This window comes from Gordonia sp. PP30 (assembly GCF_023100845.1).
Classification (GTDB): Bacteria; Actinomycetota; Actinomycetes; order Mycobacteriales; family Mycobacteriaceae; genus Gordonia.
The window spans coordinates 3948373-3973658 of the sequence record NZ_CP095864.1; the positions used below are offsets into that span (position 1 = coordinate 3948373).

Sequence of the window (25286 nt, forward strand, 5' to 3'; positions counted from 1 at the left end):
AAGACCATCAAGGTCCGGCCCGCGCGCAGCGGGAGAGCACCGTCTTCTGCAGACCATGTTCCCTGTCCGGGGGTCCGGCCCGTGCACAACGGAGAGCACCGAGCGGGGCTGGGGCATTGATCCCCCGCGAAGGGTCCAGCCGCCGTCCAGGGCATAGGCGGTATCTCTCTCTGATCCCCCCTCCCCCAGGAGGCCGAAATCCCCAGACCCGTGCAGAACCTGAGCACGTATGACCAACGGGCCCGTCTGACCCCGGGGGCGGAGGGGGCAATGTCCCACCCCTCTGTTTGTGCTGGTGGTCGCGCGTGTCGCAGAAAGGGTGAGACCCGGCCGGCAGTAACCAGAAACTGCGGGCCGGGTCTCGGTTCGGGCGGTCAGGCGACCAAGCGTGATCCGCCCGGGTCTTGTGTGTCAGCCTTCGCCGTCGTCGATGGTGAACTTCCCGATTCGGTCGGGGCGGGGCAGGACGTGGCCGGTTCGCCAGGTTGCCCGGATTCCGATTGAGTCGTGGGCGAAGTAGGCGGACGGGTCGGTGGTGACGGTGACGGGTCCAGCAGCGGTGAGGATCGCGGACTGGTCGAGGAGGACACCGGAGCCGCTGGGGATCGCGGGGTTGACCTTGACGGGGATGCCCAGCAGGAGTGGCTGGGCGTTCTCGGTGCCGGCGCCGAGCAGGTTCTGGTTGCTGGCCGCGGCCGTCTTGAACTTTCGGATCTCGGCCCACGTCGCGGGCGCGAGTACCCACGCGGTGGGGTTGGCGCCAGCCGCGCGGACGGACGCTTCGAGGTCGATCAGCGCGTCGAGGTTGCCGTCTTCGACGACTTCGACCGACAAGCCGGTGGTGTTCAGGATCCCGGCGACGGGTGCGACTGCGGGTGCGGTCGGTGCTGCCTGTGCCAGCAGTGCCTGGTCGGCTTTGCGGGTGAGTGCTCGGGAGACGCTGCGGGCGAGCTCGGCCGGGGTGTTGTTCTGCCGGTACTGCTCGCTGGTGAGGCGGATCAGTTGGGCGATTTTGCGGCTGTAGATGGTGGCTGCGGCGAGTCCGGGTTCGCCTTCGGGGATCTCGTCTCCTTCGGCGACGAACTGCGCGTCGTCGTCGACGACGTAGGCAACCTCTATGACGGGCTGGTCGCCTTCGATCGCGCCGACAGCGAGCGTGTCGGTGAGGATCAGCGCGTCCGGCAGGACGTCGCCGGCGTCGAACACGTGCTGATCTGGGCGCCAGGGGCTGGCGGAATTGCTGGTGGTGGCGGTGTGTGCCATGAGTGCTCCAGGTGTGATGAAAAGGGCTTAGGGGATCCGGTGCCGTCCTGCGGTCTGCCGGGTGCCCACCTGGGGCGTGCGGGCCGGAACCGTTGGGGCGTCTCGCCTGTGCCGGTCCCGGCCCTCACAGTTTATCGCGTGCGCCAGTCGAACGCGGCTTCGAGCGTGCCCTTCGGCGACGAACTGGGCGTCGTCGTCGACGATGTAGGCGACTTCGATCACCGGCTGGTCGCCTTCGATCGCTCCGACCGTGAGCGTGTCGGTGAGGATCAGCGCGTCCGGCAGGACTTCGCCGGCGTCGAACACGTGCTGGTCGGGACGCCACGGGGTAGCGGCGGCGGCGGTGGAGATGGTGTGCGGCATTGGATTGCTCCCAGGTTGGAGTGTCGGGGTTCCGGTGTCCGCGTCACGCGGTGCGTCGGTTGCCCTCCTGGGGCGATCGGGCCGGGACCGTGGGGCCTCTCGCCTCGGCTGGTCCCGGCCCTCTCAGTTTATCGGCCCTGCTGGCGGTAGTCGAACGCCGCTTCGAGAGTGCCGCGGGGCCGGTGAGACGGTAGCCCTTGCTGCGGGTTGGGACGTGGCCCGCCGAGCCCGAGTTCAGTCTTGATCGCCTGGGCGCGTTCGGTGAGGGCGGTCAGGTTGAGGTGGCCGTCGTCGTCGCGGAAGTCGTCGAGCTTCTGCTCGGATACCTCCCAGAGACGCGGGTCGAGGTTCGCCGTGGCCAGGGCGTGGCCGAGCAGTTTGGTCTCGACCGCTTCCAGGCGTGCGGCGAGTTCGTCGCGTTCGGTGCGGGCCTGGTTGCGCTGGTGCCGGAGCTTGGCGGCCTCACGGTTGCCGTTGCCCTTGTCCTCCGGTGCTTCGCTCTCCTGTTCGTCGGATCCGTCGTCGACCTGTTCGTCGATGGTGTCCTCGGGCTCGACGGTCGGGTCGTCGATGCGCTGGTCTTCGGTGCTGGTCTGCTCGGTCATTGCTGGCCTTCCTGGTCGGTGGTGATGGTGGGTAGTTGGTCGATGTCGGCGAGGGTGACCATCACGTGTGCTTCCTGCTGCCACAGGGCGTCGATCACTGCCTCGGGTGTGCTGCCGGTGAGCTCGGCGAAACTGCGGACCACCGACAGCAGCATCGCGGTGGCGCCGGCGAGGAGTTCGTCGACGGTCCCGCTCGTCTGCTCGTGCCGATAGAGCATGTCCGCCTCTTCGGGCTCGTTCCAGTGGATCTTGGCGGCGATGTCCAACGCTTGGAGGCGGCCGCGGCGGACCCGGATTTCGTCTTTCACGGTGGGTTCAGTGGTCATCAGGGTGTTTTCCTTTCATGGGGGCGGCCCGGTCGGGCCTGGGGGATGATCTCGGCGAGGACGCCGGGAGGTCGGTGCTTCGGCGGGATCCGCTCGGCCCAGTCCCGGCAGGCGGCCAGCGCTGGGCACCTCGAGCAGATGGCGGCGGCGCGATGGTGTCGTGCTTCGACCTCGGCGTGGTCCTCGTCCTCGGCGGCCGGATCGAACAGCGCCCATTGCCCTCGGCAGGCGGCCTCGGTGAGGTCGGGCTGGTCGGCCAGCAGCTCGGCGAGCTTCCGGGCGCTCACAGCTCGACCCCGCGATCGGCGGCGTCATGCAGGGCGTCGGCGAGACGGCGGGCCTGCCCGGCTGTGAGCGTGATCCCCTCCAGCGACACCATGCCGTCGCCGAGCAGGTGCACGACCGGGATCAGCTGATCGGGCCGGCAGTTCCGGCAGTACCGGGTCGCTGAACGGGTGACCTTCGGACACGATCTGCATCGGACACCGCGACGTTTCTTCATCGGACTACCTCCAACCGTGGAGGGGCGATGTACCTGACCGACCCGGTGAAGGTCACCGGGCACCAGCGCACCACCGCGTACCCGCGATCCCCGTGCCGGGCGTGCGGCGCCAGGGCGGTCGGCAGTTCCTCCCAGGCCTCGGTAGGCAGGTTCGCCGGATCGGCCGGCCACAGGTGCTCGAACTCCATGCCGTCGCCGTCGACGCGGACCGTCGAGCAGATCGGGCGGCCGTCGCTGTACCGCGTGAACGGGTCCGGCGGCATGGCGATCAGCGCGGCGGTGAACGCCTCGGCAGGCTCGCTACAGCAGTCGTCGCTATGGCCGTGATCGGACAGTTCCTGGAGCAACCACGTGCTGGTGCGAACCAGGCGGCGCGCGGCGTGGATCAGGCGATCAGTATCGCGGTCAGGAGAGATCATCGGTCGGCCTCCTTCTGTGCGTTGGCGAGGGCGGCGGCGACGCGGTCGGTTTGCCCCGGCGAGTCGGGTGTGAGACCGCCCGGCGGTGGCGCGCACATGGCGTGGCGGCCTAGCGGAGCGTCCTCGGCGTCGAGCGGTCCGTATCCGCACACTGAGCAGTCGACATCGGGTGTTGAAACCGTTGAAAGTGTGTAATTGCCTGGTGAGAGGCCCTGTTCGGTTTCAACATTGCCGAGGGGGAGTGTTGAAACGCGGTCATGGTCGGCATCCGAGTGTTCGTCGGTTTCAACACTTTCAACACTTTCAACAGGGGTATAGACGCCCCGGCCTGCCTTCATGATCCGGCCCGCCTTGGACAGGCGACCGAGATACGTTCCGGCCGATTCGGCCGTGATCGGAGGATCCAGGGCCTCGGCGACGGCGGTCGGTCCGATGCCCCCGGGGTGCTCGGTGACGACGTTCAGGATCTCGATCGCCCGGTCTCCCAGCCCTGCCGAGGCTCGCGCGGTCTGCGCCTTGCTCGCGGCCTCGGCGAGCACCTCCCCATCGAGCACCCAGCGCCCCTCTCGGGACGTCACCGCATACTCAGACTCGGGAACGTCGCGGCCCGTGACCCGGATGATCCCGGCGTCATCGTTGCGACTGCGCGATAGGTTGAGCGTGAAGTCCGCGGCCCCGTTGAGCCCGTTCGTGCCGCTGGTCGAGTCCATCCAGTCATCCGATGCCGCCTTCCGGACGTGGTGAACGACCAGGACACATGCGCCCGGATGCTCGTCGGCGTACGCCTTCAACTTCGAGCCGATCCGGTAGTCCCGCTGATACGCCGACTCGCCCGGTGCGCTATCCGGTGCGACCTTCCCGAGCGTGTCCAGAATGACCAGGGGCGCAGCACTTCCGTGCTCGTACAGCCACGCTCCCATCTCGTCCCACACATGCGCCGGCGGGATCCTGGTGATGTAGTGCAGCAGCGGCGGGATCGGTTCCCCGTCGAGCAGCGCGCGACAGCGACCCTGGAGGCGGCGTTCCCCATCTTCGAGTGCCATCAGCAGGGTCGGCCGCGCGTGTCCGGTCGGCACCTTCCCGAGCGCACGACCACCTGAGGCCACCGCCAGGGCGATACCGAGTGCGGCCCAGGACTTGCCGGCCTTGGGCGCGCCGGTGAGAAGTCCCATACCTTCGGGGATGAGGCCGGGCACGGCCCAGCGCAGCGGCGGGAACACCTGAGCGTCGAGCTGATCGCCCGTCTTCACGTACGTCATCTAGCTCACCCCGCTCTCAGCTCGCGGAATGTATGCCGCAGACGCGCGGTCGGACAAGAATTTCGCCTCGGCCGACCAGTCCCGGGCGGCGGAGACAGCGACGGATGCGGCCTTCATCGCCTCGGCCCGCTGCAGACGTTCACGCTCCCGGTCGAGCGCGCCGCGCACGAGGCACGTGAGCGCGTCCGTCCAGAGCTCGGGATCAACTGCCGGCGGCGGGACGATCGCCCGGAGCCTGGAACGGACGACCAGTGCTTCCTGGTAGCTGCAGGGTCGGCGCTTCGTTTTCGGATCCGAGCTACTATCGAGGTGATCCGCCCGATCATTCTGGAGAGCCCCGGTCTGCACGCCGGGGTTTTCTTCTGTCTGCATCAGACCTCACCGCCGATCCGGTCGGCCTGGTGATCGGTGAGTCCCAGATCAGCGTGCTCTGCCTGGGCGAGCTCGCGTTCGGCCGCAGCGGCGGTCTCGGCGAACTCTCGGGACTTGCGACGAGCCTGCGCCGACTTGAGTGCGAGCCGCTTGAAGTACGCTTTGCGGGCGTGCTCAGCGCGGCGTGCGCGTTCGGCCGGCGGCAGGGTGCCGTCTGGGTCCACCTGCTTCTCGAACCGGTCGAGAGCGGCTTTACGGGCCGGTGCGGTGCGCGCGGCGCGGTCGGGAGTGCGTGCCCATGATTCGTGGGCGGCGATTTCGGCGCGAAGTGCGCGCTCTGTAGGTGTGAGAGCCATGACTTACCTCGGGGTACGTCGAGGTGGACTACTTGTGGTGAAGCAGTCCTGTAGTGGCTCACACCCGGTGGGTGCTGCGCTCGGGATAATCACGAGTCCCAAGCTCCCGGAGTACCTATGTACTCGGGCACAGCGTATCAGCGCGCGCGAGTGACCAGTGTGCGCAACACGCCGGAGTCGATCAGAATCGCAGTTCCGTCGATTCGGATCCCGGCAGGCAGTTCAGTTCCGTGCTCGGCGGCATCGCAGAGCCCGTTGAAGATCTGATAGAACAGCCGCGCGCGAGCACGCGGCACCCCGCCACCGAGATCCCAGGTCTCCTGACCGATCTGCACCGGACCGCCTGGTGCCTTCCGCGCCGAGTGAGTGCGCCCGACGTCCCGGCGGCGCGCGATGGTCTTACTCGGATCCACGCTATCGAGCGCGTCCTTCTGGCGCTCGGGCCCGCTCTTGCCGGTCGGCGGTTCCCAGAAACTGAAGTTCTGCAGGTGAGCGCGCGCGTCGGTTTGCTCCTGCTCGCGGGCCTTGTCCATCGCCTTGACGACGGCGAACGGGTCATCGGCTCGTGTGCGGACGTTGCCGGGCTCGCGGGTGTATCCGTCGCGCCGGTCCTGCTGTGCCGACTGCGGTGTGTCGATGTCCCAGCGCTGGCCAGCGGACCCGGCCCGGCGAAGGGTGTGCAGCATCTTGCGGCCGTCCACGACGACAACGGTGTCGATCACAGATCCCCCAGGTTCAGACGGCGCGCCTCATCGGCGGCGCGCATCGACTTGGTGTGTGCGGCGTATCGGTCGACCATCTCGCGGCTGTGCCATCCGGCGACGCTCATCAGGCCGCCTTCGGATCCGCCGGCGGCCAGCCACCGGGACGCCGCGGTGTGTCGGAGTACATGCGGGTGAAAGTTGGAGATTCCCGCGGCGGTCGCTCTGCGTTCCAGTGCGCGATAGAGACCCATGTACTCGAAGGTGCGCCCCCGCTCCCCGAGCCACAGGCGCGGAGACTCGGCGAGTCGGTGCTTACGGCGGGCTCGGATCCAGCGGTCGAGGGCTTGCACGGCTTCGGGTCCGATCGGCACTATGCGGCCGCGCTTGGACTTCGAGCGGCGGACCGTGACGAGCCCCTTCGCGAGGTCGATGTCGTCGAGGGTGAGCCCGGCGACTTCACCGGCTCTCATTCCGGTTTCCAGCATGACGCGCACGATCGCCTCGTCGCGGCGATCGGTCCACTCTTTGCCTTGGCACGCCTTCACGAGGGCGGCGAGTTGAGTGTCGTCGAGGGTCTCGACGACCTTCACGTCGATCTTCGGCGCTTTGCTGTTGAGGAGTTGGTCGGCGTCGATCTCGTCCTCGGCGGCGAGCCAGGCCGAGAATCGGCGCAGCGCCAGATGTCGGGTGGCGGCAGTCGCCGGTTCCGCCCCGTTGTCGAGCAGGTGAGTCATGAACGCCGCGACGGTGGTGCGGTCGAGGTTCGGCGGCGTCCCGGTCTCGTCGGCCCAGGCCAGGAACTGTGAGACGCCGGTGGTGTAGCCCTTGAGCGTGTTCGCGGACTTGCGTTCGGCGCGCAGGTGAAGCACCCAGGAGGCCATGAGGTCTCTCAGGTCGTCAGTGGTGAACTCGCCGGACATGCCCTATATCTTGCCACACAGCGCTGTACTCAGATACAGTGAAGGCCGGTGGTCAACGTTTCCGCTGATCACCGGCCAAAACTGAATCGCTGAGCGAGGACTACTTGCGCAGATCCTTGCGCAGGATCTTGCCGGAGGCCGACTTCGGGATCGCGGCGATGAACTCCACCTGGCGGACCTTCTTGTACGGGGCCACCCGCTCGGCGGTGAAGGCCATCACCTCGTCCGCGGTCAGCTCCTGGCCCTCCTGGAGCACGACGAACGCCTTCGGCACCTCTTCACCCTCGTCGTCGTGCGAGCCGACGACGGCGACGTCGGCGATCTTCGGATGGGTCAGCAGCAGGGCCTCCAGCTCGGCCGGCGGCACCTGGTAGCCCTTGTACTTGATCAGTTCCTTGAGGCGGTCGACGATCGTGATGCAGCCGCTCGCATCGACGGTCGCCATGTCGCCGGTGTGCAGCCAGCCGTCGGCGTCGATGGTCTCGGCGGTGGCCTTGTCGTTGTTCAGGTAGCCGGCCATCACGTTGGGGCCGCGCACCCACAGCTCACCCGGCTCCGAAACACCCTCGGCGGGGATGTCGATGTCGTCGCCGGTACCCGGGTCGACCAGCCGGTTCTCGGTGTTCGGCACCGGCCAGCCCACCGACGACAGGGGAGCCAGCACGCCGCGGGTGTTCTCGCCGCCGTCGAACGGGATGATGTGACTGACCGGCGACAGCTCGCTCATGCCGTAGCCCTGCAGCATCCGCAGGTTCAGGCGCTCGGCGACGGCGTGGCCCAGCTCGGCGTCGAGCGGTGCCGCGCCGGAGAGCATGGTGTGCACCGACGACAGGTCGTACTTGTCGACGATCGGGTGCTTGGCGAGGGCGACGGCCACCGGCGGCGCGATGAACGCGTAGGTGATCTTGTGGGTCTGGATGCCCTCGAGGAACTCGATCATGTCGAAGCGCGGCATCACGAAGAGCGAGGCCCGCGCCTTGAGCGCCGCGTTGAGCAGCACGGTCATGCCGTAGATGTGGAAGAAGGGCAGCACCGCGAGGACCACGTCGTCCGGGGTCATCCCGTTGAGCGGCTCGATCTGCGCCACGTTGGCCACCAGGTTGCGGTGGGTGAGCATGACGCCCTTGGGGTTGCCGGTGGTACCGGAGCTGTACGGCAGGACCGCGAGGTGGGTGGCCGCGTCGAACGACACGTCCGGGGCGCGCAGCCCGGCGCCGAGCAGGTCGGCGGCGTTCGGGTGACCGCTCGCGGCCTGCCCCTCGCCGTCGAGAACGATGATGTTCGCGTCGTCGATGCCGACCTCGCGCGCGGCCTCGATGGCCTGCGGCGACAGCAGCGAGATGGTGACGATCATCTTGGCCTTGGAGTCGACCAGCTGCTTGGCGATGTCCTTCTCGGTGAACAGCGCGTTGAGCGTGGTCGCGGTGCCGCCGCTGCGGAGGATGCCGTGGAACACGGTGGCGAACGCCGGGATGTTCGGCGACAGCACGGCGACCACGTCGCCCACGCCGATGCCGCGGGCGGCGAGCGCACCGGCGGCCGCGTCGATCTGGCCGATCAGCTGGCGGTAGGTGGTGGTGGCGCCGGTCTTGGCGTCGATCAGGGCGACTCGGTCGAGATCACTCTCGGCGATCGAGCCGAAGAGGAAGTCGTAGACGCTGACATTCGGGATCTCGACGTCGTCGTACGGATTGCGAAAGCTCATGGGCCCTCCATCGGTGGTGTGCGGAGCAATGGTAGCAATGGTGATTGTCACGGTTTCGGTGACGGCGGCCACCCGGCGCCGCGGCAGATCATCGGGTATGTCCGATTCTGCCTCGGGGTGGTTCTACTCGTCGTCGGCGGCGTCCCCGCCGGGTGACGCCTCCTCGATCCCGGCCGGAGCCGCACCGTCGAGCGGGCCGATCTCGGGCAGTTTGTCCTCGTCGATCAGATGCTCGAAGGCGAGCAGATTGACCATCGACTCGCCGCGCGCCTTGCGCCAGGCCCACTCGCGGTGGATCGAGGTGAGGAAGCCGATCTCCAGCAGCTTGTTGAAGTCGCCGTCGGCGGACTGCAAGACCTGACCGAGCACCCGGTCCACCTCGTCGCGGGTCAGCGCGTCGGTGGAGATCCGGCCGACCAGATACACGTCGCCGATGTTGTCGAGGGTGTAGGCGACGCCGTACATGCGCCGGTTCTGCAGGAGCAGATAGTGATAGAACGACGCGAAGTTCTCGTCGGCCCGCCGGCACACGAAGGCCTCCACCCGCACCCCGTGCACACCAGCGGTCAGCAGCACCGTGGTCTTGAGTTTGCGTTCGCCGGGCAGTTCCACGACGACGTGTTCGGCGCGCGCGCTGCCGGAGTCCTTGCGCACATAGTCGATGCCGGATTCGGTGAGCGCGGCCTCGAGCGCCGCCAGGTTCTGTTGCGCGGTTGCGGTCATCCTGCCATCCTCGGTCGGTTCTTGAGCCAGCTCCGCCGCAGCCGTCCGGTCGGAGTCCAGCGGGGGCCCGGGCGGAACCCGGAGAGCGCGGCGCTGTACGAATTCAGCAGCGCGTCGGTGGTGTGCTCCCAGGAGAAGCGGGCGGCGTGCCCGGCGGCGGCCGCGCCGAAGCGGGTCAGCCGCGCCGGGTCGCCGAGCAGGTCGGCCAGCTGCGCCGTCCACTCGTCGATGTCGTGCCCGGCGACGAGCCGGCCGGTCACCCCGTCGTCGACGGCGACGCCCAGGCCGCCGACGTTCGCCGCGATCACCGGCACCCCGCACGCTTGCGCCTCGACGGCCACGAGCCCGAAACTCTCCGAGAAACTGGGCACCGCGACGAGATCCGACGCGCGGTACACCTGCGCGAGCACCGCCGGCGACTGCGGCGGACGGAAGATCACCCGGTCGGCGACACCCAGGTCACGGGCGAGTTCAGTCAGCACCGTCGGCCGCTCCAGCCCGGTGCCGGACGGCCCGCCCACGATCAGCAGTTTCCGCCGCCCGGTCGGATCGGACCTGATCAGCGGGGCCATCGCGGCGAGCAGCACGTCGGGAGCCTTCAGCGGCTGGATGCGCCCGACGAAGGTCACCAGGACATCGTCGTCGTCCAGACCCAGCGCGGCCCGCGCCGCCGACTTGTCTCCCGGGGAATAGCAGTCCAGGTCCGCGCCGGGCACCACCACGTCGATCTTGTCCGGGTCGGCCCCGTAGTGATCGACGAGTTCGGCGAACTCGGTGGCGGTGTTGGCGATCAGCCGGTCGGCCTCGTCCACCACCTGCTGCTCGCCGATCACCCGGCCCATCGGCTCGGCGGTGTCACCCCCCGCGAGAGACGCGTTCTTCACCGCGGCGAGGGTGTGCGCGGTGTGCACCAGCGGAACCTTCCAGCGATCCCGCGCCAGCCATCCGACCTGGCCGGAGAGCCAGTAGTGCGAATGGATCAGGTCGTAGTAGCCGCCGGGTTCCGCGGCCTCGGCGCGCAGCACGTTGGCCGAGAAAGCGCACAGCTGGCCGGGCAGATCACGCTTGTCGAGGCCGTCGAACGGCCCGGCCACCACGTGCCGGACCAGCACGCCCGGGGCGGCGTGCACCACCGGCGCATCATCGGACGACGTCGCCCGCGTGAAGATCTCGACCTCGATCCCGCGGCGCGCCAGGCGGGTCGCGGTCTGCCACACGTAGACGTTCATCCCACCGGCATCGCCGATACCCGGCTGCGCGAGGGGCGAGGTGTGCACTGAGATCAGCGCGAGGCGTCGCGGCCGCAGTCCACCGGTCATGGATCCAGCCTATGGCATGTCGCCCAAGTCTCTTTCCGGTCCTCGGCGCCCCGGCCCCACCGCGAACGTCTTCCCCGGGCACATCTATGCACGGTTGGAGATTAGTGGTGCACCGCACCTCTCCCTAGACTGCTGTCAGCAACGATTGTCATTATCGGAAGGTTCGGACTCGCTGATGAAAGCCACCCTTACCCGGCGCGTCGCGCTGCGTCGTCTCGCCGCCACCACCCTGATCGCCGCGACCGGCTTCGCCGCCGTCGCCTGCGGCAGCGACAGCGAGGTCCCGAAGGAGACCGACAACCCGACCGTCGTCGCCTCCACCGACGTCTGGGGATCGGTGGCGAGCGCGGTGGTCGGCGACCACGGCACCGTCACCTCGCTGTTCCACTCGCCCGGCTCCGACCCCCACGAGTTCGAGCCGTCGATGGCCGACACCGCCAAGATCGAGGACGCCGATGTCCTGGTGTTCAACGGCCTCGACTACGACGCCTACATGGAGACGGCCGCCAAGAACTCCAAGGCGTACAAGGTGAACGCCGTCTCGCTGCTCCCCGGCGGCGCGGGTGACGCCACCCAGGAAGATCACGACCACGACCACGGCGACGAGGGCCATCACCACGACCACGGCGGTGTGAACGAGCACGTCTTCTACGACCTCACCGTCGTCGGGAAGGTGGCGGACCAGACCGCCGAGAAGCTCGGCAAGGTCTCCCCCAAGAACGCCCAGTACTACAAGGACAACGCCGCCAAGTTCAACACCGGGATCACCGGCCTGCGCGATCGGCTGGCCGCGATCAAGGCCCGCCACGACGGCGCGAAGGTCGCCGCCACCGAGCCGCTGGCGGGCTACCTGCTGACCGAGGCCGGCCTGGTCGACGTCGCCCCGGCGTCGTTCACCGCCGCCGTCGAGGACGGTCAGTCGCCGTCGGCCGCCGACGTCGCCAAGTTCAACGATCTGCTGACCGGCCGCCAGGTCCGCGCCCTGATCTACAACACGCAGGCCGTCGATCCGGCGACCGAAGCGCTGCTGAAGGTGGCGCGCACGTCGAACGTTCCGGTGGTCCAGGTGACCGAGTCGCTGCCGGCCGGCGTCACCGACTATCTTGCGTGGCAGTCCGCGCAGATTCAGCAACTGGAGCAAGCACTCAACGCATGAACCCCGTCATCGAGTTCTCCGGGGCCACCCTGGCCATCGGCGACCGCGTCCTCTGGCACGACCTGAACCTGGACGTGCGACCCGGCGAGTTCATCGCCGTGCTCGGCCCCAACGGCTCGGGCAAGACCACTCTCCTGCGGGCGATCCTGGGGCGGCTGCCGCTGACCTCGGGATCGCTCGCGGTGCACGGCCGACTCGGGTACGTGCCGCAGCAGCACGCCGACGACTCCGACACGATGGCGCTGCGCGGCCGCGACCTGGTCGGCTTCGGCGTCGACGGCGCGTCGTGGGGCATCGGTCTGCTGCGCCGCACCGACCGGCGCCGGCGGATCGACGCCGCCGTCGCCGAGGTCCACGCACAGGACTTCGTGGATCGCCCGTTCGGGCTGCTCTCCGGCGGCGAGCAGCAGCGTCTGCGTATCGCGCAGGCGCTCACCGACGATCCGGCGGTCCTGCTGTGCGACGAGCCGCTGGCCAGCCTCGATCTGCGGAATCAGCGCACGGTCGTCGATCTGCTGGACGAACGCCGGCGCCGCCGCGACACCGCGGTGCTGTTCGTGACGCACGAGATCAATCCGGTCCTGCCGTTCGTGGACCGCGTCCTCTACCTGGTCGACGGCCGGTTCCGGATCGGTACCGTCGCCGAGGTGATGAACTCGGCGACGCTCTCCGAGTTGTACGGCAGCCGCGTCGAGGTGATCGAGGTGGCCGGCCGCCTGGTGGTGGTCGGCGGCGAGGGCGAGCACTATCACTGCGAGGAACACCCCTACGACGAGAACACGGAGGAGCCCCGGGTGATCACCCGATGACCACGTACACGGTGGCCGCCCAGATGGGCCAGTTCTGGAACTTCTCGCAGACCGGCGATCTCCTCTCCCGCACCTTCGTCCAGCAGTCGCTGCTGGCACTGGCTCTCCTCGGACTGGTCGGCGGCCTGCTCGGGCCGATGATCGTGTCCCGGCAGATGAGCTTCGCCGTGCACGGCGCCTCGGAGCTGAGCTTCACCGGCGCGGCCGCGGCCCTGCTCGTCGGGATCAACGTGAACCTGGGCGGCGTGATCGGCGCGGTCGTGGCCGCCGCCGTCTTCGGCTGGCTGGGCAACCGTGCGCGTGAACGCGACTCGGTGATCGGCGTGGTGATGGCCTTCGGGCTCGGTCTCGGCGTGCTGTTCCTGCACCTGCACGGCCGTACCGGCACCGGTTTCGCACTGCTGACCGGCCAGGTGGTCAGCGTCGGCTCCGGCGGCCTGCTGGCGGTCGCCGTCACCGCGGCGGTGGTGGTCGCGGTTCTCGCGGTGATCTATCGCCCGCTGCTGTTCGCCAGCCTCGATCCCCGGGTGGCGACCGCGTCGGGTGTCCCGATGCGCGGCCTGTCGGTGGTCTTCGCCGTGCTGGTCGGCCTCGCCGCCGCGCAGGGCGTGCAGATCATCGGCGCGCTGCTGGTGATGTCGCTGCTGATCACCCCGGCCGCCGCGGCCGCACGCCTCACCGCTTCGCCGGCCAAGCAGGTCGGTCTGTCGGTGCTGTTCGCGCTGATCGCCTCGGTCGGCGGCCTGATCCTGTCGCTGGCGCCGGAACTGCCGGTGTCGGTGCTGGTCACGACCATCTCGTTCGTGATCTATCTGCTCTGCCGCGCGGTGGGCATGCGCGCCCGCGACTGAACCGAGTAGCGGGCCCGGCTGACCGTACTGTGACGTCCAGGCAGTACCGGCACTCTCGCCACCCGCACCGACCACGGCGTTTCCGTTCGGGTCGGCCGTCCGCGGCGAAGTTACGTCACGGTTGGGACAGATTCGTCAGGCGCTCCTCGGCGAAGCCGGGATTGCAGCGGGTGGCGATCATCTCGGCCACCCCGACCACCGGCCGGTTCGGCTCCAGATTCCAGCTCGCCTTGTTCGGATCGACGAGCCGGGCGAACACCCAGTGGCAGTCGAACTGCGCCCGCATACCCGGGCCGCCGCCGTCCGGAGCGAGCGCCAGCACCTCGCGCCACGCCGCATCCGGGACGCCCCAGCCCGTCGCACGGCGGCCGGCCGCGGTGGGACGGATCTGCAGGCTCGGCCCGGTCGGCAGCGTCACCCACGTGACGGCGGCGACGTAGGGACCGGGACGGGTGGCCGGCCACGGCAGACCGGCGAAACCGCGCTCCCCGGAGTTCCCGGCCCGGTAGGCGTCGAACTCGGCGGCCAGATCGCGCTGCTGCTGGGTCCGCGGAACGGCAGCGGCGGGCGCGCCGACCACCACCGGCACGCCCACGAGCAGCCCGCAGGCGAGAAGGCCGCTCACCACGCGGCCGGACAAGGTTCGCATCGATCTCACTTCGTCCCCACATCGTCCACCAGGAAAATCTGCAGAAACGGTCTCACGGCCGGGCGGTCGACACGCGGGATTCGGCCGAACCGCCGGCCGTCACTCCTCGGCGAAACCGGGGTTGCACCGGGTGGCGATCATCTCGCTCTGCGACACCACCGGCCGGCCCGGTTCCAGATTCCAGCTGGGCTTGTTCGGATCGACCAGCCGCGCGAAGGTCCAGTGACAGTCGAACTGGGCGCGCATACCCGGGGTGTCGGCGTTCGGTGACAGTTTCAGCACCTCGGACCAGGCCTCGTCCTGCGTGCCGTCCCCGGTGACCGTGCGGCCGGCCTGCGTCGGGTGGATCTGCAGGCTCGGGCCGACGGCGGTCTGCACCCACTCGGTGTAGTCGATGTACGGCGGCGGGAGACTGGGCGGCGTCGACGTGGACGGATACTCCTCGGACTCGGCAGCACTCGTCTCGGACGACGGCGCGACGGCGCTCGTCGACGACGTGGCGGGCGACGATGCCGGCGCCGAAACCGGGCCGGAGTCCGACCCGCAGCCGGCCAGCAGTGCGGCCGCCGCGGCGAGTGGCACCGCGACGGCGACGAACCTCGACCGGCGCACGTTCACGAGTTCCGCAGTTCCAGGTGGACTCGTTCCCAGGCGGCGCGGCGGGCGCCGTCCGGGTCGTCCTCGACGGTCACCGGGTGATCCAGCACCAGCACGCGGCGGTCGTCCGCGCTGTATCGCGGCCAGTTCTCCGCGGGCACTCCGGTCCGGGCGAACCACGTCCACATCGACTGCATGGTGCCGGTGATGCGCTTGGTGGAGAACCAGCTTCCGGCGGCGGCCAGCCCGATGCCGATCGGGTGCCGGTAGACGCCGAAGATCGCGAGCAGTTCGGTGGCGTGCGTGGCCCCGATTCCGGTGAGTTTGAGCGCGCGGACGGCGTAGTCGTACCGGTAGACGTACGTCGGCGAGTGCTTGGCGTGGTTCTCGGCGAAGATCATCGTCGGGATCCAGAACACCGCATCCGCCGACAGCCGCACCTGATCGCGGGTGCCCGGATAGAGCCTGGTCAGCTCCTCGCGGACCTCCGGGTCGTGCACACCGACCAGGTAGTGCGTGGGCTCGGGCAGGATGCTCCAGAACCGCGCGAACAGCTCGCCCTCGTCGCGGTTGCTGCCGGCGATCAGCGGCACGCGGTGCGTCGTCCCGGCGCGGGCGGCGTCGACCGGGGCCAGCGGCAGATAGTCGCCGTCGACGGCCGGCGCGAACGGCATCGGGTCGGACAGTTCGGCGTGCTTGGTGAACCCGAGGAGCCGGTTCCCGGCGGCGAGCAGCGCGTACGGGTCGGCATCGTCGATGAGCGCGGCCACCTTCTCCGGGGACATCGGCGGCTCGGTGCGCTGCGGCCCGCTGCGCCGCCCCGGGTTCTCCAGCTGACGCACGAATTCGTCGGCGAGGACGGCGCGGTTCTCCTCGTGCACGACGAGCTCGGCGGCCGGGCTCTGCGCGATCGCCCGCGAGAAGAGCCCCTCGGCGGCCGGGGTGGACAGCAGGGTCAGCACCGCCGCACCGCCCGCGCTCTCGCCGAAGACGGTCACCCGGTCCGGGTCACCGCCGAAGGCCGCGATGTTACGCTGCACCCACTCCAGCGCGGCGACCATGTCGCGCAGGCCGCAGTTGCTGTCGAACCTGCGCTCGGGCGTCGAGTACTCGGACAGGTCGAGGAAGCCGAACGGCCCGAAACGGTAGTTCACGGTCACCACGATCACGTCGCGGGCCCGGGCCAGGAACGACCCGTCGTAGATGGGCGTCGACGATCCGCCCAGCACGTAGGCGCCGCCGTAGTTGAAGACCATCACCGGCCGCGGCGTCGCCGACACCGTGTCCGGCGCGAAGACGTTGACCGTCAGGCAGTCCTCGCTGCGCGGCTGGAACGTCCCGTCGGCGCGGGCCGTGAAGAGCTTGTCCTGGATCGGCGAGAAGCCGTAGTCGAAGCACTCGAGCACGCCGTCCCACGGCTGCACCGGCTGCGGGGCGCGCAGCCGCAACGGCCCGACCGGCGGCGCCGCGTACGGGATGCCCAGCCACGACACCGTGCCGCGCCTGCTGCGCCGGCCCCGCTTGCCGTCGACCGTGCCCTCGACCGTGTCGACCGTCGTGTCCATCTGCGTCATGGACACCAACCTTATCGCCGGACGATGACAGCCTCCCAGCCGTCTCCGGCGTTCGTGATACGCGCCGCACGACACCGCCCGCGGGACGCACGGCACCGTCCCGATCGGGGCGGGCCTACCATGATGCAATGGCCATCACCAGCGTCGATCTGAACGCGGATCTCGGCGAAGGCATCGGCGACGACGCCGCCATGGTCGCCCTCGTGACCAGCGCGAACGTCGCCTGCGGCTTCCACGCCGGCACCCCTTCCCTGCTGCGCCGCACCTGCGCGGAAGCGGTCGCCGCCGGGGTGCGGATCGGCGCGCAGGTGTCCTATCCGGACCGGGACGGATTCGGCCGCCGCTTCATGGAGATCGAGCCCGACGACCTGGTCGCCGATGTGCTGTTCCAGATCGGCGCGCTGTCGGAGATCGCCCGCTCGGTGGGCGGCACCGTCGACTACGTGAAACCGCACGGCGCGCTCTACAACGCGATCGTCGGGCACCGGGAGCAGGCCCGGGCCGTGGTGTCCGCGGTGGCGCAGGCCGGGCTGCCGCTGATGAACCTGCCTGGGTCGGTGGCACTGGAGTTCGCGGTGGCCGCGGGCGTCCCGATCCTGACCGAGGCCTTCGCCGATCGCGCGTACACCCCGCAGGGCACGCTGGTGCCGCGGACGACGCCCGGTGCGGTGCTGACCGACACCTCCGCGATCGCCGAGCGGGTGGTGCGGCTGGTGACCACCGGCGAGGTCACCGCCATCGATGGCACCGACGTGGCCGTGCACGCGGACTCGGTCTGCCTGCACGGCGACACCCCCGGCGCCGTCGAGCACGCCCGCGCGGTACGGGCCGCGCTGGAGGCCGCGGGCATCGACGTGCGCGCCCGATGAGGGCCGAACGGGCGACGGCGGGCATCGCCGCCGGGTTCGCCGCGTACGGCATCTGGGGTGTCTTCCCGATCTACTTCGACGCCCTGCGCCCGACCGGCCCGTGGGAGATCCTCGCCAACCGCATCGTCTGGACCGCGGTCTTCTGCCTGATCGTGCTGGCGCTCTCCCGCGACTGGGCGTGGCTGCCGCCGCTCGTGCGCCAGCGCAGGCTGATGATCGGCGTGACCTTGGCCGCGCTCCTGATCGCCGTGAACTGGGTGGTCTACGTCGCCGCGGTGACGTCCGGGCACACCAGCGATGCCGCCCTCGGCTACTTTCTGAATCCGCTGGTCACCGTGGCGCTCGGGGTGGTCGTGCTGCGCGAGCGATTGCGGATGCTGCAGTGGATCGCGGTCGGGATCGGCCTGATCGCGGGCGTCTATCTGTCGGTGGCGGGCGGGTCGTTCCCGGCGACGGCGCTGACCCTGGCGACGTCGTTCGCCCTCTACGGTCTGGTGAAGAACCGGGTCGGCGCGACGCTGCCCGCGCTGCACAGCCTGAGCCTGGAGACCTTCATCCTGCTGCCGATCGCCGCGGGCATCCTCGTCTTCATCGCGGCCGACACCGGGCTCGACTTCGGCCGTCACGGGCCGGTCCACGCCGGGCTGCTCGTGTTCAGCGGCGTCGCGACCGCCGTCCCGCTGCTGCTGTTCGCCGCCGCGGCCCGCCGGATTCCCCTGACCACCGTCGGCCTGATCCAGTTCATCACCCCGGTGATCCAGCTGATATGCGCGGTGACCGTCCTCGGTGAGCACGTCACCACGGCTCGCTGGATCGGCTTCGCGATCGTCTGGGTGGCGCTGGTGGTGCTGACCGCCGACGCCCTGCTGGCCGGTCGTCGACGCTCCCGCGCCCGCCGGATCTCCGAGTGCGAGGAACTGCCGGGCTGAGCGCGCGGCGCGTCGAGCTTTCGACCAGGTCAGGCGATCCGTTCGACACGGGGGCTGTCAGACGGCCCATTGAGCCGTCCCGAGCCCGCAGGGCGCCCTTCGACGCCGCGTCGTCGCGTGCGGTTCCCGAGTATGACAACGGCACTGTGGGCGGTCACGCGGGCATATATGGATCGTGGCTCGCTATGGTGCCGTTGTCGTGTGAGGCCCCCGTCCACCTCCTGGGTCCCTCCGACTCGTTCCAGCCCGATGAGTCGTTCCCGAACCCGCCCATCCCCTTGAGCCGATCCGAGCCCGTCCGGCCCGTTGCGTCGTTCCGGGCCCCGTCCAGCCCGTTGAGCCGATTCGAGCCCGCAAGGGCGCCCTTCGGCGCCGCGTCGTCGCACGCTCCGCCGCGCCAGCTCAGGACCCGGAGCGTGTCGAAACGCCCCCGGGTCAGGCGGAGGCGATCCGGCGCTGACGGGCGAACTCGGCGAGGACCACGCCCGCGGCGACCGAGGCGTTGAGGCTCTCCACATCGCCGGCCATCGGGATCGACAGGATCGAGTCGCAGTTCTCCCGGACCAGGCGAGACAGGCCCTTGCCTTCCGAGCCCACGACCACCACGGTCGGGCCGGTGCCGTCGTAGTCGTCGAGGGTCACATCGCCGTCGGCGTCGAGTCCGACGATCTGGCAGCCGGCCTTGGCCCACTCCACCAGGGTGCGGGTCAGATTCGGGGCCTGGGCGACGGGCAGCCGCGCGGCCGCGCCGGCGCTGGTCCGCCAGGCCACGGCGGTCACGCTGGCGCTGCGCCGCTGCGGGATCAGCACGCCCTGGCCGCCGAACGCGGCGACGCTGCGGATGACCGCGCCGAGGTTGCGCGGGTCGGTGATGTTGTCCAGCGCCACCAGCAGCGGCGGAGTCGGCGAGGCGAACGCGTCGGCCAGCAGGTCGTCGGGATGAGCGTAGGTGTACTCGGGCACCTGGAGCGCGAGCCCCTGGTGCAGTCCGTTGGTGGTGAGCCGGTCGAGTTCGAGCTTGCTCGCCTCCAGGATCGCGATGCCCATGTCGCCGGCGGTGGCGACGGCTTCGCGGACCCGGTCGTCAGCGTCGATCGTGGTCATCACGTAGAGCGCGGTGGCCGGGACGTCCGCACGCAGGCACTCGACCACGGGATTGCGGCCGACCACGTACTCCGGGCCGCCCTCGCCGCGCCGGCTGGTCTTGCGATTGGCGACGGTCTTCGTCTTGGCCGCGGCCTTCGCCTTCTTGTGGGCGGGGTGATAGGTGCGGTCGACGGCCTTCGGCGTCGCGCCGCGGGCTTCCAGACCGCGACGACGCTGGCCGCCGGAACCGACGACCTGCCCCTTCTTGGAGCCACCCTTGCGGACGGCTCCCTTGCGCTGCGAGTTGCCTGCCATGTCAGGAGTCCTTCTCTGCCAGCACCCACTGGGCGCCGTCGGGGGTGTCGGTCACTTCCACGCCGGCCGCGGCGAGGCGATCGCGCACCTCGTCGGCGACCGCCCAGTCCTTCGCCGCGCGCGCGGCGGCGCGTCGTTCCAGTTCGGCGCCGACCAGCACGTCGAGCGCGGCGGTCGCGGCCTCGTCCACGCCCGCCGACGCCCAGTGCGGGTCGAGCGGGTCGGTGCCCAGGATCGCCGCCATACCGCGGACCTGCGCGGCCAGTTCCCGCGCCCGCTCACCGTCGCCGGCCTCCAGCGCGGTATTGCCCTCACGCACCGTGTTGTGCACGACGGCCAGCGCGGCGGGCACACCCAGGTCGTCGTCCAGGGCCGCGGCGAAATCGGCGGCGACACCGCCGATCCCGACCTCACCCACCCGGTCGACGACGCGCTGGACGAACGACTCGATGCGCCGGTAGCCCGCGGCGGCCTCGTGCAGCGCGGCATCGGAGTACTCCAGCATCGAGCGGTAGTGCGCGCTGCCGAGGTAGTAGCGCAGTTCCACCGGGCGGACCTTCTTGAGCATCTCCGGGATCGCGACCACGTTGCCGAGCGACTTGCTCATCTTCTCGCCGCTCATCGTCACCCAGCCGTTGTGCAGCCAGTAGCGCGCGAAAGCGTCGCCGGCGCCGTGCGCCTGGGCGATCTCGTTCTCGTGGTGCGGGAAGATGAGATCCATTCCGCCACAGTGGATGTCGAACTCACCGCCGAGCAGCGACGTGGCCATCGCGGAGCATTCGAGATGCCATCCCGGCCGGCCCGGACCCCACGGCGTCGGCCACGACGGCTCCCCGGGTTTGGCTGCCTTCCAGAGCGTGAAATCGCGCAGGTCCCGCTTGCCGGTGCCTGCGCTCTCGCCCTGATGAACGTCGTCGAGCTTGAAGCGCGAGAGGCTGCCGTAGTCCGGCTGGCTGCGGACGTCGAAATACACGTTGCCGTCGGCGGCGTAGGCGTGCCCGCGCTCGATCAGGCGCTCCATGTATTCGACCATCTGCGTGACGAAGCCGGTGGCGCGCGGCTCGGCCGACGGCGGCAGCACACCGAGGGCGTCGTACGCGGCGGTGAACTCGCGCTCGTGCGTGGCCGCCCATTCCCACCAGGGCCGGTCGTGCTCGGCGGCCTTGCGGAGGATCTTGTCGTCGATGTCGGTGACGTTCCGGACGAACAGCACGTCCAGGCCGCCGTCCGCGCGATCGGGCGAGGCCAGCCAGCGCCGCAGCACGTCGAAGGCGATACCGCTGCGCACGTGGCCGATGTGCGGAACGCCCTGCACGGTGGCACCGCAGAGGTACACGGTCGCGATGCCGGGCCGGAGCGGAACGAAGTCGCGGACCTCGCGGGACGCGGAGTCGTACAGGCGGAGAGTCACGACCTGCAATGTTACTTCAGGGCCACCAGTGCCGTCGCCACCGCGGCGATGCCCTCGCCGCGGCCGGTCAGCCCCAGGCCGTCGGTGGTGGTCGCGGACACCGAAACCGGCGCACCGAGCAATCCGGACAGCGTGTCCTGGGCTTCGACGCGCCGCGGGCCGATCTTCGGCCGGTTCCCGATCACCTGCACGGCGCCGTTGACCGGGACCATGCCGTTCTCGTCGAGGAGACGGGCGACGTGGGTGAGCATCTGCGCGCCGGTCACCCCCCGCCATTCGGCGCGATCGACGCCGAACACCGAACCGAGGTCGCCGAGCCCGGCCGCCGACAGCAGGGCGTCACAGAGCGCGTGCACGCCGACGTCGCCGTCGGAGTGGCCCGAGCAGCCGTCCTCGCCCTCGAAGAGCAACCCGACCATCCAGCACTCCCGGCCAGGTTCGATCACATGCACATCGGTGCCGATACCGGTTCTCACGACGACTGCTCCTCCGGGTCGGGTTCGACGACATCCGGTGTGCCGCACAGCAATTCGGCCAGCCGCAGGTCGAACGGGGTGGTGATCTTGAAAGCACGTGCCTCACCGGGCACCACGACCACCGGCTCACCGAGGGCTTCGACGAGGCCGGCGTCGTCGGTCGCGTCGGCGGCACTCGCGTGGGCCCTCCGCAGCAGTTCGGCGGTGAAACCCTGGGGGGTCTGCACGGCGCGCAGCTCGGCGCGATTCGGGGTGTCGATCACGACTCCGGTGTCGTCGACACGTTTGAGGGTGTCGGTCACCGGCAGGCCGGGGACGACGGCCCCGGCACCACCGCGCAGCGCCTCGACGACGCGGGCGAACAACGCGGGGGGAGTGAGGGCGCGTGCGGCGTCGTGCACCAGCACCAGTTCGGTGTCCGGGTCCGCTGCGGCCAGGCCGGCGCGGACGGAGTCACTGCGTTCGGCGCCACCGGCGACCACCGAAACCTCCGGAAAACGCGCGCGGACGTCGTCGACCAGTTCCGGTGGCACGATCACCACCACCTGGTCGACGACGCCGCTGGCGCGAACCGCATCGATACTGCGGTTCAGCAGGGTCTGGCCGTCGAGTTCGACGAAGGCCTTGGGCCGGTCGAGCCCCAGTCTGGTCCCCTGGCCGGCCGCCGGAATCAGTGCGACGATCCGGCCCTGTACATCGTCGGTCAGGACGCCGCAGCCAGGATCTCGCCGAGGATGCTGTCGGCGCGGGCCTCGTCGGTGTCCTGGGCGAGCGAGAGCTCGTCGACCAGCACGCGCCGCGCACGGGTCAGCATGCGCTTCTCGCCGGCCGACAGGCCGCGGTCCTGCTCACGACGCCACAGGTCGCGCACGATCTCGGCCACCTTGATGATGTCGCCGGAGATCAGCTTCTCCTGATTGGCCTTGAAACGACGCGCCCAGTTGGTGGGTTCCTCGGTGTGCGGTGCGCGCAGCACCTCGAACACCTCGTCCAGCCCCTCGGCGCCGACCACGTCGCGAACACCGACGTACTCGAGCTTGCTCGACGGGATCTGCACCGTCATGTCACCGTCGGTCACCTTCAGGACCAGATACTCGACTTCTTCGCCCTTGATGGTCCGTACGACGATGTCTTCTACCCTGGCAGCACCGTGATGCGGGTAGACAACGGTGTCGCCAACTTTGAAATTCAATGTTCCGTGCCCCTTTCGAGTGTTACCAGTCTAACACGCGCCCACCGACAGAGATCTCGACGGTGCAGGTCAGGGCACTGTGCGAGGCCCGAAGCAGCCGCGTCCGACCCGCCTCCGATGCCCCGATCACCGCAGGCCATCGGCCCGCGGACACGGCCCGTCACGCACCAATTCGGGCCAATGTGGCCACCCCGTCTGACTTTTGCCGGTCGCGCCCACTACGCTGCGTAGTGAAGCGTCACGCACGACTTGCGTGGCGCGCGAGTCGACTCTCGGAGGATTCAGGTGTCAGTCTTCACTCGGACCACCCGCCGCATCGCCAAGGGCGCCACGATCGGCGCGCTCGGCATCGCGGTCGCCATGGGCACCACCGCGTGTGGAGCAGGCAAGATCTCGCAGACCAATAACCAGGATGCGGCGATCAACGGCGCCAACGGCACCATCAAGCTCGATCCGGCCGAGCAGCTCGGCGATCAGACGGTCGAGGCCGGCACCATCGCGATCCGGAATCTGCAGATCATCTACCCGGTCGACAAGGCCTCGGAGATCTGGGGCGACGGCGGCCCGTTCAAGCTGGCCTTCACCATCGCGAACGACAGCAACATCCGCACGATCAAGCTGACCGGGATCACCGCGGGCAAGGGCACCGTCCAGTTCCTGACCCGCGACGCCTCGGGCAACGTGACCCGCTCGGCCACGCCGGGCGACGCCGGCACGATGGCGCCGAACACCGCGATCAGCACCGGCAATCCGCAGGATCCCGCCAACGCGGAGGCGCTGGCCAAGGCGGCGGACGTGACCTACATCGAGGCCGAGCTGTCCGGCACCGGCGACACCGTCGCCGCGGGCCAGACCACCCCGCTGACCCTGCACTTCGACGTCTACGACCTCGGCAAGGGCGGCGCGGCGCCAACCAAGCTGGGCCCGAAGCAGAAGACCATCGAGGTCCCCGTCGACGCCAGCGCACTCGACCGCCAGGACGTGGTGCGCGACGCCCAGCCGGCGGAGCAGGAGGGCGAGGGCGGCCACTGAGCACCTCCCCATCGATTGTCACCGCGGGCCCCGATCCACACCGGATCGGGGCCCGCGGTCGTCTCCGGCCCTGTCGGAGGCGGCCACTACAGTGAGCGCGTGGCGAAGACGAAATCGGTGTACCGGTGCGCGGCCTGCGGATACCAGGTCCCCAAGTGGGTCGGCCGCTGCCCCGAGTGCGGCGAGTGGGGCTCCATCGAGGAGGGCGCCCCGGCGGTCGCGGCGAGCGGCGCCGCCGCGGTGGCCCCGCGCAGCCCGGCCGTGCGCATCACCGAGATCGACGCGAACGCCGCGGGCGCCGTCCCGACCGGAATCGGCGAGTTCGACCGGGTCCTCGGCACCGGCGTGGTGCCCGGGTCGGTGATCCTGCTGGCCGGCGAGCCGGGCGTCGGCAAGTCGACGCTCCTGCTGGAGACCGTCAAGCACTGGGCGCAGGCCGGCCGGACCGCGCTCTACGTGACCGGCGAGGAATCCGCCGGACAGGTGCGGCTGCGCGCCGAGCGCACCGACGCCGTGCGCGAGAACATCTTCCTGGCGTCGGAGACCGATCTGGCCACCATCCTCGGGCATGTCGAACAGGTGCGGCCGACACTGCTGATCGTCGACTCGGTGCAGACGGTGGTCGCGACCGGAACCGACGGGGTCACCGGCGGCGTCACGCAGATCCGCGCGGTCACCACCGCCCTGGTGTCGCTCGCCAAGAACAGCGGCGTGGCCGTCGTACTGGTCGGACACGTCACGAAGGACGGGAACGTGGCCGGTCCACGATCACTGGAACACCTGGTCGACGTGGTGCTGTCGTTCGAGGGCGACCGGCATTCGTCACTGCGGCTGATCCGCGGCATCAAGAACCGCTTCGGGGCGTCCGACGAGGTCGGCTGCTTCGAGCAGCGCAGCGACGGTATCCACGAGGTGGCCGATCCGTCCGGGATCTTCGTCCAGGCCCGCAACGGGCCGGTCGCCGGCAGCGTCAACATGGTGGCGATGGACGGACGGCGCGCGATGGTCGGCGAGATCCAGGCGTTGCTGCACAAGACCGAGGCGCACAACCCGCGCCGCGCCGCGTCCGGGCTCGACACCGCGCGGATGGCGATGATGCTGGCCGTCGCGGCCAAGCACGCCGGCGTCCGGGCCCACGACCACGAGGTCTATCTCTCGACCGTCGGCGGCATGCGGGTGACTGAGCCGGCCGCCGATCTCGCGATCTTCCTGGCGCTGGCGTCGTCCAAACACGATTCCGCACTCCCGGACGGGACCGTCGCGATCGGCGAGGTCGGGCTCACCGGAGAGGTGCGCCGGGTGTCGTCCACCGCCCGCCGGGTGGCCGAGGCCAAGCGCCTCGGCTTCACGCACGCGATAATCCCGGCCGGGTGCGGCGAGGAGATGCCGCGCGGCATCCGGGTCACCGAGGTCAACACGCTGGCCGAGGCCGCCGCCGCGGCGAGGATCCGCAGCGGCCGCGGCCCGGCCGGGGACGACGATCACGACGAGGCGCCGTTCTGAA

The 25286-nt window shown here is 69.7% G+C and carries 30 protein-coding genes; 7 read left to right on the forward strand and 23 right to left on the reverse strand.

All coding sequences use genetic code 11. The annotated features are described in order from the left end of the window. Positions 1-411: 411 nt before the first annotated feature. From MYK68_RS18230 to mshA, 15 genes are all read right to left on the reverse strand, one after another. Positions 412-1263: a phage major capsid protein gene (locus MYK68_RS18230; RefSeq protein ID WP_247865153.1), complete on the reverse strand. Its 852-nt coding sequence runs from the start codon at positions 1261-1263 to the stop codon at positions 412-414. Between the two features lie 27 nt (positions 1264-1290). Then, positions 1291-1626 (reverse strand): hypothetical protein, encoded by a 336-nt coding sequence (locus MYK68_RS18235; RefSeq protein ID WP_247865154.1) that lies wholly within the window; start codon positions 1624-1626, stop codon positions 1291-1293. A gap of 128 nt (positions 1627-1754) precedes the next feature. Then, entirely contained in the window at positions 1755-2231 is a 477-nt protein-coding gene (locus MYK68_RS18240) for a hypothetical protein (protein WP_247865155.1), read from the reverse strand. Beyond that, positions 2228-2557 (reverse strand): hypothetical protein, encoded by a 330-nt coding sequence (locus MYK68_RS18245; protein WP_247865156.1) that lies wholly within the window; start codon positions 2555-2557, stop codon positions 2228-2230. The genes MYK68_RS18240 and MYK68_RS18245 overlap by 4 nt, the downstream gene beginning before the upstream one ends. Next, positions 2557-2844, reverse strand: a complete 288-nt coding sequence (locus MYK68_RS18250) for a WhiB family transcriptional regulator (protein ID WP_247865157.1) — start codon at positions 2842-2844, stop codon at positions 2557-2559. Before MYK68_RS18250 ends, MYK68_RS18245 begins: the two co-directional genes overlap by 1 nt. After that, entirely contained in the window at positions 2841-3059 is a 219-nt protein-coding gene (locus MYK68_RS18255; protein ID WP_247865158.1) for a hypothetical protein, read from the reverse strand. The genes MYK68_RS18250 and MYK68_RS18255 overlap by 4 nt, the downstream gene beginning before the upstream one ends. Next, entirely contained in the window at positions 3056-3478 is a 423-nt protein-coding gene (locus tag MYK68_RS18260) for a hypothetical protein (protein WP_247865159.1), read from the reverse strand. The genes MYK68_RS18255 and MYK68_RS18260 overlap by 4 nt, the downstream gene beginning before the upstream one ends. Beyond that, positions 3475-4737, reverse strand: coding sequence for an AAA family ATPase (locus tag MYK68_RS18265; RefSeq protein WP_247865160.1), 1263 nt, complete (start codon positions 4735-4737; stop codon positions 3475-3477). Before MYK68_RS18265 ends, MYK68_RS18260 begins: the two co-directional genes overlap by 4 nt. Next, positions 4738-5109 (reverse strand): hypothetical protein, encoded by a 372-nt coding sequence (locus MYK68_RS18270; RefSeq protein WP_247865161.1) that lies wholly within the window; start codon positions 5107-5109, stop codon positions 4738-4740. Further along, complete coding sequence (locus tag MYK68_RS18275) at positions 5109-5465, reverse strand: hypothetical protein (protein WP_247865162.1); 357 nt, start codon at positions 5463-5465, stop codon at positions 5109-5111. Before MYK68_RS18275 ends, MYK68_RS18270 begins: the two co-directional genes overlap by 1 nt. A gap of 137 nt (positions 5466-5602) precedes the next feature. Continuing rightward, a complete protein-coding gene (locus MYK68_RS18280) occupies positions 5603-6187 on the reverse strand; it encodes a hypothetical protein (RefSeq protein WP_247865163.1) in 585 nt (194 codons plus the stop codon). Further along, entirely contained in the window at positions 6184-7089 is a 906-nt protein-coding gene (locus MYK68_RS18285) for a tyrosine-type recombinase/integrase (protein ID WP_247865164.1), read from the reverse strand. The genes MYK68_RS18280 and MYK68_RS18285 overlap by 4 nt, the downstream gene beginning before the upstream one ends. 100 nt (positions 7090-7189) lie before the next feature. Continuing rightward, positions 7190-8794, reverse strand: coding sequence for an AMP-binding protein (locus MYK68_RS18290; protein WP_247865165.1), 1605 nt, complete (start codon positions 8792-8794; stop codon positions 7190-7192). A 123-nt stretch (positions 8795-8917) separates the two neighbouring features. Next, positions 8918-9517 (reverse strand): type III secretion system chaperone family protein, encoded by a 600-nt coding sequence (locus MYK68_RS18295; RefSeq protein WP_247865166.1) that lies wholly within the window; start codon positions 9515-9517, stop codon positions 8918-8920. Further along, positions 9514-10836, reverse strand: a complete 1323-nt coding sequence (mshA, locus tag MYK68_RS18300; protein WP_247865167.1) for a D-inositol-3-phosphate glycosyltransferase — start codon at positions 10834-10836, stop codon at positions 9514-9516. Before mshA ends, MYK68_RS18295 begins: the two co-directional genes overlap by 4 nt. Before the next feature lie 175 nt (positions 10837-11011). Here mshA and MYK68_RS18305 point away from each other — a divergent pair, with 175 nt between their 5' ends. The 3 genes from MYK68_RS18305 to MYK68_RS18315 are packed head-to-tail and all read left to right on the forward strand — an operon-like array spanning position 11012 to position 13652. Continuing rightward, a complete protein-coding gene (locus tag MYK68_RS18305; RefSeq protein ID WP_247865168.1) occupies positions 11012-11992 on the forward strand; it encodes a metal ABC transporter solute-binding protein, Zn/Mn family in 981 nt (326 codons plus the stop codon). Beyond that, on the forward strand, positions 11989-12801 hold the full coding sequence (locus tag MYK68_RS18310; protein ID WP_247865169.1) for a metal ABC transporter ATP-binding protein: 813 nt from the start codon (positions 11989-11991) through the stop codon (positions 12799-12801). Before MYK68_RS18305 ends, MYK68_RS18310 begins: the two co-directional genes overlap by 4 nt. After that, on the forward strand, positions 12798-13652 hold the full coding sequence (locus MYK68_RS18315) for a metal ABC transporter permease (RefSeq protein ID WP_247865170.1): 855 nt from the start codon (positions 12798-12800) through the stop codon (positions 13650-13652). The genes MYK68_RS18310 and MYK68_RS18315 overlap by 4 nt, the downstream gene beginning before the upstream one ends. Before the next feature lie 115 nt (positions 13653-13767). Here MYK68_RS18315 and MYK68_RS18320 read toward each other — a convergent pair whose 3' ends face one another. From MYK68_RS18320 to MYK68_RS18330, 3 genes are all read right to left on the reverse strand, one after another. Continuing rightward, a complete protein-coding gene (locus MYK68_RS18320) occupies positions 13768-14301 on the reverse strand; it encodes a DUF2599 domain-containing protein (protein ID WP_247865171.1) in 534 nt (177 codons plus the stop codon). A gap of 99 nt (positions 14302-14400) precedes the next feature. Then, the gene (locus tag MYK68_RS18325; protein ID WP_349306143.1) at positions 14401-14919 is read right to left on the reverse strand and encodes a DUF2599 domain-containing protein; all 519 of its coding nucleotides are present in this window, start codon (positions 14917-14919) and stop codon (positions 14401-14403) included. Further along, positions 14916-16472, reverse strand: a complete 1557-nt coding sequence (locus MYK68_RS18330) for a carboxylesterase/lipase family protein (protein WP_247865172.1) — start codon at positions 16470-16472, stop codon at positions 14916-14918. Before MYK68_RS18330 ends, MYK68_RS18325 begins: the two co-directional genes overlap by 4 nt. 128 nt (positions 16473-16600) lie before the next feature. Between MYK68_RS18330 and MYK68_RS18335 the strand changes: the two genes are divergently transcribed. Together MYK68_RS18335 and rarD are read left to right on the forward strand one after the other, a co-directional pair. Then, positions 16601-17341 (forward strand): LamB/YcsF family protein, encoded by a 741-nt coding sequence (locus tag MYK68_RS18335; RefSeq protein WP_247865173.1) that lies wholly within the window; start codon positions 16601-16603, stop codon positions 17339-17341. Next, the gene (rarD, locus tag MYK68_RS18340) at positions 17338-18270 is read left to right on the forward strand and encodes an EamA family transporter RarD (protein WP_247865174.1); all 933 of its coding nucleotides are present in this window, start codon (positions 17338-17340) and stop codon (positions 18268-18270) included. The genes MYK68_RS18335 and rarD overlap by 4 nt, the downstream gene beginning before the upstream one ends. A 435-nt stretch (positions 18271-18705) precedes the next feature. Here the strand turns inward: rarD and rlmB are convergent, their stop codons facing one another. From rlmB to MYK68_RS18365, 5 genes are read right to left on the reverse strand one after another with little or no spacing between them, the layout of a single operon-like run. Next, positions 18706-19671 carry a 23S rRNA (guanosine(2251)-2'-O)-methyltransferase RlmB gene (gene rlmB / locus MYK68_RS18345; RefSeq protein ID WP_247865175.1) on the reverse strand — a complete coding sequence of 322 codons (966 nt, stop codon included), beginning with the start codon at positions 19669-19671 and terminating at the stop codon, positions 18706-18708. Position 19672: 1 nt separating this feature from the next. Then, positions 19673-21082: a cysteine--tRNA ligase gene (cysS, locus tag MYK68_RS18350; protein WP_247865176.1), complete on the reverse strand. Its 1410-nt coding sequence runs from the start codon at positions 21080-21082 to the stop codon at positions 19673-19675. Positions 21083-21093: 11 nt separating this feature from the next. Beyond that, positions 21094-21558 carry a 2-C-methyl-D-erythritol 2,4-cyclodiphosphate synthase gene (gene ispF, locus MYK68_RS18355; protein ID WP_247865177.1) on the reverse strand — a complete coding sequence of 155 codons (465 nt, stop codon included), beginning with the start codon at positions 21556-21558 and terminating at the stop codon, positions 21094-21096. Then, positions 21555-22265, reverse strand: coding sequence for a 2-C-methyl-D-erythritol 4-phosphate cytidylyltransferase (gene ispD / locus MYK68_RS18360; RefSeq protein ID WP_247868102.1), 711 nt, complete (start codon positions 22263-22265; stop codon positions 21555-21557). The genes ispF and ispD overlap by 4 nt, the downstream gene beginning before the upstream one ends. Beyond that, complete coding sequence (locus tag MYK68_RS18365; RefSeq protein WP_247865178.1) at positions 22262-22750, reverse strand: CarD family transcriptional regulator; 489 nt, start codon at positions 22748-22750, stop codon at positions 22262-22264. Before MYK68_RS18365 ends, ispD begins: the two co-directional genes overlap by 4 nt. A gap of 285 nt (positions 22751-23035) precedes the next feature. On the opposite strand from MYK68_RS18365, the gene MYK68_RS18370 reads away from it, so the two are divergent. Both MYK68_RS18370 and radA read left to right on the forward strand, forming a co-directional pair. Continuing rightward, entirely contained in the window at positions 23036-23782 is a 747-nt protein-coding gene (locus MYK68_RS18370; protein ID WP_247865179.1) for a copper-binding protein, read from the forward strand. A 99-nt stretch (positions 23783-23881) separates the two neighbouring features. Beyond that, positions 23882-25285 carry a DNA repair protein RadA gene (gene radA / locus MYK68_RS18375; protein ID WP_247865180.1) on the forward strand — a complete coding sequence of 468 codons (1404 nt, stop codon included), beginning with the start codon at positions 23882-23884 and terminating at the stop codon, positions 25283-25285. Position 25286 lies beyond the last annotated feature (1 nt).

Bases quoted from the DNA above. Each gene is read 5' to 3' on its own strand.
- MYK68_RS18265 (WP_247865160.1), bottom strand. From the start codon at position 4,737: ATGACGTACGTGAAGACGGGCGATCAGCTCGACGCTCAGGTGTTCCCG.
- MYK68_RS18295 (WP_247865166.1), bottom strand. From the start codon at position 9,517: ATGACCGCAACCGCGCAACAGAACCTGGCGGCGCTCGAGGCCGCGCTC.
- mshA (WP_247865167.1), bottom strand. From the start codon at position 10,836: ATGACCGGTGGACTGCGGCCGCGACGCCTCGCGCTGATCTCAGTGCAC.
- MYK68_RS18305 (WP_247865168.1), top strand. From the start codon at position 11,012: ATGAAAGCCACCCTTACCCGGCGCGTCGCGCTGCGTCGTCTCGCCGCC.
- MYK68_RS18310 (WP_247865169.1), top strand. From the start codon at position 11,989: ATGAACCCCGTCATCGAGTTCTCCGGGGCCACCCTGGCCATCGGCGAC.
- MYK68_RS18260 (WP_247865159.1), bottom strand. From the start codon at position 3,478: ATGATCTCTCCTGACCGCGATACTGATCGCCTGATCCACGCCGCGCGC.
- MYK68_RS18285 (WP_247865164.1), bottom strand. From the start codon at position 7,089: ATGTCCGGCGAGTTCACCACTGACGACCTGAGAGACCTCATGGCCTCC.
- MYK68_RS18290 (WP_247865165.1), bottom strand. From the start codon at position 8,794: ATGAGCTTTCGCAATCCGTACGACGACGTCGAGATCCCGAATGTCAGC.
- MYK68_RS18320 (WP_247865171.1), bottom strand. From the start codon at position 14,301: ATGCGAACCTTGTCCGGCCGCGTGGTGAGCGGCCTTCTCGCCTGCGGG.
- MYK68_RS18235 (WP_247865154.1), bottom strand. From the start codon at position 1,626: ATGCCGCACACCATCTCCACCGCCGCCGCCGCTACCCCGTGGCGTCCC.
- MYK68_RS18315 (WP_247865170.1), top strand. From the start codon at position 12,798: ATGACCACGTACACGGTGGCCGCCCAGATGGGCCAGTTCTGGAACTTC.
- rlmB (WP_247865175.1), bottom strand. From the start codon at position 19,671: ATGGCAGGCAACTCGCAGCGCAAGGGAGCCGTCCGCAAGGGTGGCTCC.
- MYK68_RS18270 (WP_247865161.1), bottom strand. From the start codon at position 5,109: ATGCAGACAGAAGAAAACCCCGGCGTGCAGACCGGGGCTCTCCAGAAT.
- MYK68_RS18230 (WP_247865153.1), bottom strand. From the start codon at position 1,263: ATGGCACACACCGCCACCACCAGCAATTCCGCCAGCCCCTGGCGCCCA.
- MYK68_RS18255 (WP_247865158.1), bottom strand. From the start codon at position 3,059: ATGAAGAAACGTCGCGGTGTCCGATGCAGATCGTGTCCGAAGGTCACC.
- MYK68_RS18240 (WP_247865155.1), bottom strand. From the start codon at position 2,231: ATGACCGAGCAGACCAGCACCGAAGACCAGCGCATCGACGACCCGACC.
- rarD (WP_247865174.1), top strand. From the start codon at position 17,338: ATGAGGGCCGAACGGGCGACGGCGGGCATCGCCGCCGGGTTCGCCGCG.
- MYK68_RS18330 (WP_247865172.1), bottom strand. From the start codon at position 16,472: ATGACGCAGATGGACACGACGGTCGACACGGTCGAGGGCACGGTCGAC.
- MYK68_RS18335 (WP_247865173.1), top strand. From the start codon at position 16,601: ATGGCCATCACCAGCGTCGATCTGAACGCGGATCTCGGCGAAGGCATC.
- MYK68_RS18275 (WP_247865162.1), bottom strand. From the start codon at position 5,465: ATGGCTCTCACACCTACAGAGCGCGCACTTCGCGCCGAAATCGCCGCC.
- MYK68_RS18245 (WP_247865156.1), bottom strand. From the start codon at position 2,557: ATGACCACTGAACCCACCGTGAAAGACGAAATCCGGGTCCGCCGCGGC.